Below are 7,428 nucleotides of genomic sequence, written 5' to 3'. Positions count from 1 at the left end.
ATATCAAAGTAGTTAAACTTTTACCGCCTGAAGACCCCGGAGCGGTATCCTATGGCTTGTTTAGTTCTTTATTTCTAATAGGTGCTTATGGCGTGAGCAAAGCCTTAACTGACTATCAAGAGAAAAGTATACATGGTCAATTCAAACTACTAAAAATTAAGGCACTTGAATCTGACATTATTGAACAATCACACCTCGACTTGTTTGGGTTCTCCAAAAGTAATCAGGCGGAAATTACCCGTCAAGCTATCGCCCGTCAAACTGGCGAAACTATCGCAGCCATGAAAAGTGAGGGAGAAATACAGCTTGACCACCTCAATGGACAGCTTCAGGGGCAACTATCCCTAAAAGGACACCAATTGCAGTTATCAGAACTGGACAAAGAAACCGCTAAAAATAACCTTGAGACTTTGGAGGTACAGCGCAAAATTGACAAGCTAAATAAACCAGTCCAGGATACTAAACCAACGCCCAATGAACAGCTAAAAACTTCTTTAATAGAGGCTCTAAAACAGCACGAGGACGGCTGGTTATGGACTATCATTAATTCCCTCAAACCCTTATGGCTTATAGGGAATCAGGGGAGTGGAAAGACGTATACAGCATCGGCGATCGCACTCATTAGAAAATATTGCTTAGATGCTAATATCCATTATTTGATTGACCGCCACGCCACCGGAGATAATTCTGAAGTATGGAGGTTTTTAAAGCCTGAGAACATCGCGGAAACTGAGGATGATATTATTCATTCAATGCAGCAATCAATAATATTCTGGGGCAACAGAATAAAAGCTAAACCAGATGACAAAGTGCAGATAATCGTAGATGAATTTACTAATTTGAGGGGTCTAGTGGGGGATATAGCAGATAGTTTTTTTAAGCTAAGTTTAACTGACACGAGAAAAGCTAAATGTTATTTATTAGGTATCACGCATAATGATACTAATTCTAGTTTTGCTGAAGGCACTAAGGATACCAGGAAGGCGGGCATGATTCTAATTCAAAAGTTCTCAGCTAATGGTGAAACACCCCTACCAAGGATATGTATAAAATATGGTTTAGTAGATGTTAATGGTAATAACCTTGAGGACATCGAGAAGACCCTGCCAAGTTGGTTACACCCCGCAAAGATTCATGATCACTTCAACGGGAAACCTATAAACTTTGAGGAATAAATAATGAAACACCCCTAACTAAATTAGTCGAGGGGTGTTTTTTTAGGGGCGGGCTGCAAGGATATAAAATTTTCTATCCTTGCAAGGTCATCAGCTTAAATTTTTAATTAGATTCCTCAACTCCTGACATATTAGATCCTCGCCCCGCGCCTTAGCTAATGCTGCTATTCTGTTCAGGTCATCTTTTAGGGATAGAGAATTATTTGTATCTTTGTCACTGGCACGGATTTGTTTAGTGTGTTTTAGCCAATATTCCTTATCGTTGCTAAAAATATCCTTTGCTATCTCATTCAGGGTGTAGGAATCAGGAATACATTTACCAAGATAGATTTGTCTTTTACGGGTGTTTACTGTGCGACAGGCATAAAAATATCCTTTACGGTTCACAACTGACAAAGTGCCATAATCAGTGACAAACTTTTGTGTCATTGTCATGATTGTTCACCGCCTGACAAAGAATCAATGACAGCCTTCCTTATTTCTTGATAGTTGTCTCCATCCCAGCCCGCATCTTTGAAGGCTGCGCGGATCTGTTCAGCCGATACAGTTTTATTTTTTCTTTTTAAAGTAGTTCTGATGTTTTCGATTGTGTTATTGGGAATTGTTAATTTGTCATTAGCAGCAGCAGCAGCAGCGGGGGGAATTTGTAATTCCTGTAACTGGGATTTTATATCTTGTAGCTCCTCAAGTAGTCCATTAAAATTCCCCATCATACCAGCGTAGGAAGTAGAGATCGCTTCTTTAATCTTTCCCCCTTCCAAGGAATCATCAATACAATTGTATATATCTTGTATAGATAGTGTATCTATACCTTGTATAGATGATTTAATCTTGTTGTCTATACGGTTGTCTATATCCTGTATTGACAAACTAGGGTTATTAACCTCACTCGATGTATTGACAACTGGATTGGATGTAATGACATTGCCAGTATTGACAACGGACTTAATATAGCTAATCAGTAAAGCGGTAGCGGTACTGTTTTGACTTTTAGCGTAGCCTTGGAACTGTTCCCAAAGCTGACTATCAACTCTAAAACTTGCTAACTTATCGGCACTCATAGCTGTATATATTCTGTATTGATTGTTGTATTGATTATAGTAGCTATCAATACAGTTTGTCAATACATCACTGTATAGATATTTGTAATGATTTTAGTCAAATTGTCATGACAATATTTATGATAATTGTATTGACAGATTGTATGGATAACTTATATATTATGTATAGACAAATCAAAAGCAGCCGCTCGACCTAGTAAGTAAACGGCTGCTTTATCCCCAAAGGAATATAACCATTATGATAACACCCGCAACATCAGCAGCCGCAGCCCAACTCGCAGCACATTATCGGATTATGGGAGGTTGGGATAACAGTCAAGCTATTGCCGAAGCAATCGAGAATAATGATAGTCAGGAACTAATCAGGTTATGCCGGGGCTTGTCTCCAGATGCAATGAGAATTATTGATCGTATTTTGCAAGTCATGGTAAACCGCCGTAACTTGAGGCACGCTTAAATAGAATAATCCCCACAATCCCCATCTGCTTAGGTGGGGATTATTTTTAATCTATTCGTTTAAATACATTAATAATATTTCTGTACTATAATCCTGTATTTTATAACCTAAAATAACCTATAAACTATATACAGTAATAATCCTAGCAATTTACTTGACACATCTATTTTAATAGAGTTATAATAAAATCACAGTCAAACAGTTACCCAATAAAGATTACAGGAATTAAAGGTTATGAAATTAGTAGGTTATGTCAGAGTAAGCACCAAAAACCAAGAGGATAACACCTCACTTGCAGATCAAGAAAGAAGAATTAAAGCGTACTGTGATGCTTTCGGACATGAGTTAATAAACTTGTATATTGAAGTCGGTAGTGGTAAAAATACAAAAGATAGAGAACAATTTAACCTAGCTTTAGAAGATGTTAAAAATAATGCTGATGGTATTATCGCGCTTAAACTCGATAGAATAGCCAGAAATACCCGTGACGTTTTAGCACTGGTAGAGGATGTATTGCAACCTGATAACAAAGCACTTGTATTATTAGATTTACAAGTAGATACCAGCACCCCAACCGGAAAGATGATTTTGACCGTAATGGCTGCTACAGCCGCATTAGAACGCGATACAATTACAAATAGGATGCAAGGTGGCAGAAAAGCTAAAAGTGCCGAAGGTGGTTATGCCTACGGTAGTCCGAAGTTTGGTGAACAGTCAGCAGATGGACAATTGGTAACTGATGACAAGGAACAGGAAACAATCGAGATCATTAGGAAACATCACAAATCAGGTAAATCACAACGCCAAATAGCTGAACACCTTAATAAGCAAGGCATTTTAAGCAAGCAAGGTAAGCAATGGAGTAGTACAACTGTAGGGAGAATTTTAAGCAGACTCTACCCTAAAGCAGCTTAACCAATTCTGTGATTGGGAGCGATCGCTAAAACTTATCCCCAAATACAAAAACACCCCTAAACTGCTACGAACGGTTTAGGGGTGTTTTTTATAGTGCAAATACGCTTAGATATTACAGCATATTATATAAACAGCTATAATCAAAAACAAGCTGTATTTTACCGTTTGGATTAAGAACAGCTTTTATTTCAGGGAAACTCACAACCCAAGAAAACATCTGGTTAATTTGTCCTACGGACTTGGGTGTTTGAGTCGGTTGTGAAAGTCTTAACTCTAATTCATTTAGTGCTTTTAATTGCGCTTCTCTTGTGTCTGGAGAGGATAACAGGGCTTTATTTTTTAACATGATAATGAGACGCGAAACAAGCAACATTTGAAGCTGTACAGGGTATGCAGGGGATTCTAATTTCATGATATGATTCCTGGTTAGTTAGTTGGTTAGTTAATTGGGTTTTTAAATTACGAACGGTTTAATTCTGTATTGCAGATATATTTTTATATCTGCAATATTTTTAGTTAGGGGGGGTTAATCGAACAATTTAAAACTTTTGGAAGGTCGTCCCTTGCCTGTTATGGTTTGAATTTCACCCCTACCTTGAGAAACTAACTGTTGACAAATATCATTGATATCGCTGCTATTTTTGCGCTGCAAACAGTAGAGTTGAATATCTCGTAAAGATGCGGTTTTATCGGGTTGTCTTTTCATCCAATCGAATAATCTAACCAATTCCGGTGCTAGTTCTGTGGAACTAGATCCGTTTTGGGCGTAAATCAGTTTGATATGTGAGTGATAAAAATCACATAATTTAATAGCTTTGTTAAGTGTATCTGCGTCAATTTCTAGATCGTAAACATGGGTAGATGCAGATTTGATAATGTGCATAATTCCTGCGATTCTAATAACCTTGCCGGGTATTTTAGCCAACGCAGTAATCAACCCCGGTAGGTTCTCGTTGAGGGTTAGAATTTCGTTCTGGTAGCGGTATTTCTCAAATACTTTTGTTGCATCTTTGGATAAAAATAAACCAGATGCTATTGAATTGAAATCAATGATTCCTTCGTAGAGTTTAGTTAGTTGATCGTTAATCAAATAGTCATCTTCATGGTCACTGGGGGGAACAGGAACAGCGGTATAACTGAAAATGTTATGCCTAGCCCAAAGACCTTGAGGGTCATTAAGTTTCTTGAGTAATCCTGCTAGAACATCGCCTTGAGTTCCCCCAATGATGGATAGTCCATTACTTGTGATAAAAACGCTACCGCTTGACAGGGTGTCAGCTTTTGCCCCCGAACCGTCGTAAAGTTCGATAAATGTTTCTAAATCGTCACCTTTACCACCTTTGTACTGTCCAAAAGCATTGAAAAAACCGACTAACTCATCACGGTAAATTAGAACTGGATAAGGCTGGTTTCCTATGGCATTAATAACCCGTTCCATAGTGACTTTAGAGAAGTAATAATCCCGTTTTGTCGGTGCTTCTAATTCCGGGTTATCCTTGATTTTTTGGTATTCTTTCAAAGCTGCTTTGTAGCGGGTTTGTTCTATTGCTTCTAACTGTTTAATAGGTGCTAAACAAGTTTTGATTACCGAAGTTTTTTTGCTTCCGCTTCGGGCATTTAACGCGCTCCAAATGTGCAAAGACTCAACCCAACCGTTCCGAACCTTTACCTTTAAATCACCCCTTACCAGGGAACTGACACAGGGTAACAGCGCAGTCAGAAAAGCCATTTCAGGCACTCCCATCTGTTTGGACAACTGTTTGAATGATTGTGCAATATCAGGGGGGATAAAGTCGCTTGTATCGAGGTCTTTGGGTGTGTTAACTAAGGAAACGAACTCACTAAATACAGCATCTTTTGATGCTTCTTTGTTAAGTTCGTTTTCAACAGCATCGAATAGTCGATCCACCTCTTGAGGTGTCAAGCCTTGCGCTATCCTGACTTCTTTTTTCTTCAGAATTAACTCAGTGGGATTTGTGCAAGTGTCCAAAATGTCAGCAATCCAATTACGTAAATCCTTTTCAGATTTTTTTTCATTGAATTTATACCTTGCAACCTTAAAATGATCACAAATATCATCAGCAATTGTTTTCAGGTTGAAAATACCATTACAGTAATTTGGATCTTGTTGTAGCTGAACCTGAAACCAGTAGGTAAAGAAAGTACCGTTACTTTTAATTTCTCCGGTTTGGAGATTGACATCTTCTAAACTTTTGCTAGAATCCTCAAAACGTGGCAAGAGTCCATTTTCATAATGAAAAACAACAAAAGAGGAACCACTATTGTTAGTTTCTGAGAACGGATTGTAACCGAAAGCTTTGTATAAAACGTTGTTACTATTAACGTCTTTTGGTAACTGGAATTGATGCTCATAGAGGCAATACAAAGAGGCAATATCGCCATCTAATCTGTTGATAAACAACTCATCATGCAAGTATTTTGAAACCTTCGTAGTAATGGAATCATCAGGATTTGTGTTTGATTCCTTAGTAGGTTGGTTTGTCTTTTTAGTTGCGGTATTTTTTCTCTGTTTCTCTAATGTTTTTTGGTTATCTGCATACTGTTTAGCTTCGGGTAATATATCATCAACAGGTAGGAACTGTTCGCCAATTTTGTAAACGTAATCCCTACCCTTACCACCATAAATGAAGTCATTGAATGAATAGATGGACGGGTCACAACCGGGATATTTAGACTTTAACCAGTTCGCTAATAGTTCATATTCTGGAGGTGTAACCTCACGACTAAAAACAAAAACTACACGGTGCTTATTCCGTAGCTTTGGATCTAAAGAATCGTAGCTTGGGGTATAGTAGAAAAATGCAGCGCAACGCTTAATAAAATCGTCGTTTTGAGTTTGGGCTGTAGTCCATTTTTTACCGTCTTTATTGTCAAAATCCAAAGCTATGCAAGTCAAAACTTCTATAGCGTCTTTGGTGTTTTGACCTGATGTAGTTATGCCGGGTCTAATCGCGTACCCCTTCGCTACCAACTTAATTAAGTCATCTATGCAAACATCTTTTTTGATTTTCCAGTTTTGATGGATGTTGTGAGGTGCTGTAGCGTTAGTTGCCTCTTTACAGTCTAATCCGGTTAGATTATAAGCCTGGGCGGTTTGTATGTTAGAATTGAAGGAAATTCTAAACAATGTTCTATCAGCTACGCTGTTTAAAGTGCCAACAGCGTTGACAAAAGACGTATTTGTTGTAATCATCGTGTTATTGAAATTAATTATTTTTGAAACCCCTTTTCTTTTTGCGAAGGAAGGGGTATTTTTTTTGACTGTTCTTAACTTGACAATTGCTGGTTTATTGGTTTTAAACCGTTCGTAATCCTTTATAGTTAAGCAGCAATTTGGGAGCGATCGCTCTGTACTGATTCCTTAGCTATATCCGTCAACACAGCTTTACTAATTAAGTTACGTAAATACACTGTACCTTTTTCTACACAGTAAGACCGCACCTCCGAAGGTAAACGAACAGTCAAAGGTTTGCGGTCTAAGGACATAAATAGAAAATCGTCTTCGTATCGTGGGATTAAATTATCCCTATGGTTGGGATTATTTTTATTTGGCATAGTAAAAAAAATTACTCGTTTTTTAATCTTGGAAACATTGTAGATCGCTTAATCAGAACAGCGCAACGGTACACACGAAAAAAATTACTGTATTTTTTCTCATCATAAGTTACATCAGTCGTAAGTATGCGGTTAAGTCCTTATGGTGTAAGGATTTGACGTGATTCCTATTATATTCTGGTTTTTGACTTTTGTAGTTTTGTAGTAACTTTCGTAGTAACTTTTGTAGTAACCTCAAAACCTT

General features: G+C 37.8%; 8 protein-coding genes. 3 read left to right on the top strand and 5 right to left on the bottom strand.

Annotated features, from left to right (window positions below; all coding sequences use genetic code 11):
• On the top strand, positions 1–1,175 hold a 1,175-nt coding region (locus tag FJR05_RS11385), incomplete at its 5' end, for a hypothetical protein (RefSeq protein ID WP_168644190.1).
• Between the two features lie 90 nt (positions 1,176–1,265).
• Here FJR05_RS11385 and FJR05_RS11380 read toward each other — a convergent pair.
• Both FJR05_RS11380 and FJR05_RS11375 read right to left on the bottom strand, forming a co-directional pair.
• Positions 1,266–1,610, bottom strand: a complete 345-nt coding sequence (locus tag FJR05_RS11380) for a hypothetical protein (protein ID WP_168644189.1) — start codon at positions 1,608–1,610, stop codon at positions 1,266–1,268.
• Positions 1,607–2,236 carry a hypothetical protein gene (locus FJR05_RS11375; RefSeq protein ID WP_168644188.1) on the bottom strand — a complete coding sequence of 210 codons (630 nt, stop codon included), beginning with the start codon at positions 2,234–2,236 and terminating at the stop codon, positions 1,607–1,609. Before FJR05_RS11375 ends, FJR05_RS11380 begins: the two co-directional genes overlap by 4 nt.
• A gap of 238 nt (positions 2,237–2,474) precedes the next feature.
• On the opposite strand from FJR05_RS11375, the gene FJR05_RS11370 reads away from it, so the two are divergent.
• The gene (locus tag FJR05_RS11370; protein ID WP_168644187.1) at positions 2,475–2,693 is read left to right on the top strand and encodes a hypothetical protein; all 219 of its coding nucleotides are present in this window, start codon (positions 2,475–2,477) and stop codon (positions 2,691–2,693) included.
• 234 nt (positions 2,694–2,927) lie between these two features.
• Complete coding sequence (locus tag FJR05_RS11365) at positions 2,928–3,608, top strand: recombinase family protein (protein WP_168644186.1); 681 nt, start codon at positions 2,928–2,930, stop codon at positions 3,606–3,608.
• Positions 3,609–3,720: 112 nt separating this feature from the next.
• On the opposite strand, the gene FJR05_RS11360 is transcribed toward FJR05_RS11365, so the two are convergent.
• The 3 genes from FJR05_RS11360 to FJR05_RS11350 form a co-directional block, all read right to left on the bottom strand.
• Positions 3,721–4,020: a hypothetical protein gene (locus FJR05_RS11360; protein WP_168644185.1), complete on the bottom strand. Its 300-nt coding sequence runs from the start codon at positions 4,018–4,020 to the stop codon at positions 3,721–3,723.
• A gap of 114 nt (positions 4,021–4,134) precedes the next feature.
• Entirely contained in the window at positions 4,135–6,822 is a 2,688-nt protein-coding gene (locus FJR05_RS11355; protein WP_168644184.1) for a DUF3987 domain-containing protein, read from the bottom strand.
• A 128-nt stretch (positions 6,823–6,950) separates the two neighbouring features.
• Positions 6,951–7,184, bottom strand: a complete 234-nt coding sequence (locus tag FJR05_RS11350) for a hypothetical protein (RefSeq protein ID WP_168644183.1) — start codon at positions 7,182–7,184, stop codon at positions 6,951–6,953.
• Between the last annotated feature and the right edge of the window lie 244 nt (positions 7,185–7,428).

The sequence above is a fragment of the Dolichospermum sp. UHCC 0259 genome (genome assembly GCF_009711935.1).
Taxonomy (GTDB): domain Bacteria; phylum Cyanobacteriota; class Cyanobacteriia; order Cyanobacteriales; family Nostocaceae; genus Dolichospermum.
The sequence above is the reverse complement of the archived record's forward strand: the minus strand, read 5'-3'. Positions and strand labels throughout refer to the sequence as shown.